The sequence below is a fragment of the Paenibacillus sp. JT22N7 genome (assembly GCF_059383875.1).
Genome location: NZ_JBXENY010000028.1, coordinates 1 through 1745, shown reverse-complemented (window position 1 = coordinate 1745; position 1745 = coordinate 1). Strand labels below are relative to the sequence as shown.

At 53.7% G+C, this 1745-nt stretch carries 1 protein-coding gene; it reads left to right on the top strand.

Annotation, left to right across the window (positions count from 1 at the left end; translation table 11 throughout):
- Positions 1 to 1745: non-ribosomal peptide synthetase (locus tag AC50Y5_RS32695; protein WP_494865794.1), on the top strand; the 1745-nt coding region annotated here is incomplete at both ends.

Genomic DNA, 1745 nt, shown 5'->3' with positions numbered 1-1745 from the left:
GAGCTAATCGTTGGCACGCCGATCGCGGGACGTTCGCATGCTGACTTGCAGGGCATGCTGGGGATGTTCGTGAACACGCTGGCGCTGCGGCTGAGTCCGTCGGGTGAAAAAACGTTCTCTGCCTACTTGCAGGAAGTGAAGCAGACGGCGCTAAGCGCCTTTGAACATGGGGACTATCCGTTCGAGGAGCTGGTGGAGCAGGTAGTCAGGCAGCGGGATTTGAGCCGCAATCCGCTTTTTGATGCGATGCTGGTGTTGCAAAACACGGAGCAATCGGAGCTGGAGCTGGCGGATCTGCAATGGACGCCGTACCCGCTAGAAAGCGGAGCAGCGAAATTCGATCTGACGCTGTCGGTAAGTGAAGAGGAGCAGGGCATGCGTTGCACGCTGGAATACGCGGTGAAGCTGTTCGAGCAGGCCACAATAGAGCGCTGGGTGGGTCATTTTACGGAGCTGCTGCGTCAAGTGACTCGCGATTCGCATACAATGCTGGGAAGCATGGACTTGCTGACGGCAGGGCAGCGGGAGCAGTTGCTGGTGCACTTTAACGATACAGGGGCAGAAGCGCTGCTTGAGCAGCCATCGACGCTGCATGCGCTGTTTGAGGAGCAAGCGGCGAAGACACCGGAACGTGTCGCCGTCGTTTGCGGGGATGAGGCCTTGACCTACCAAGAGCTGAACGAACGGGCAAATCGACTTGCCAGAATGATACAGGGCTACGGTGCAGGACCAGAACGTATTGTTGCGGTTCAGTGCAGACGTTCCGTAGAGATGGCCGTCGCCTTGCTCGGGGTGCTTAAGGCAGGCTCTGTTTATCTGCCTCTTTCTTTGGAAGATCCTGTGGAACGTATGCAGTTCCTTTTGAAGAACAGCGGTGCATTGCTATTGTTGTCTGATTCTGTGCAGGAAGCGCCGTGCCCCGTATTGCTATTGGATGACGCCCGCATCGATGCCGAGATGTCAGGAAATCTCTTAAACAATGCAAAGCCCGAAAATTTAGCGTATGTCATTTATACATCCGGCACGACAGGCAAGCCTAAAGGCGTTATGGTGGAACATCGCAGCATCGTTCATACGCTTCAATGGAAAGCTGCAACCTACCATTTTGATCAGGGAAAGGTACTTCATGCAAGCCCGTATGTGTTTGATGCATTCATCTCGCACTTCTTCGCACCTCTTATTACAGGAGCAACCGTCGTATTGATTCGAGATGAAGAACTGAAAGATCCGGGAGCCATTGCGAAGGCGCTAGTGGAGCACTCGATTACGCACGCTCAATTTACGACAGGGATGTTTGCAGTCCTGCTGGATATGTTGAAGCCAGCCCAACTAGCAACTGTGCGCAGTGTGGTGATTGGTGGTGAAAAGCTCAGCGGGACGCTCATTGAAAAAATACTGAATTATCCCCAAATTGAGTTTGTTAGCGAGTACGGACCGACGGAAAACAGCGTTGTAACAACCGCTTTGCCTATCACTGGTGTCTGGCAGGAACATGGACTTGGCAAAGCGATTGGCAAAACGAAGGTGTATGTACTCGCAGCGGACGGGCAACTCCAGCCGATTGGCGTGCCAGGTGAACTGTGCATAAGCGGAGTCGGTCTAGCCCGAGGATATTGGGATAGAGCGGATCTGACTTTGGAAAAATTTGTGACGAACCCGTTTGAGCCAGGGGAGCGAATGTACCGTACGGGGGACTTGGTTCGCTGGCAGGCGGATGGTTCCTTGACGTATGTGGGACGAAGGGA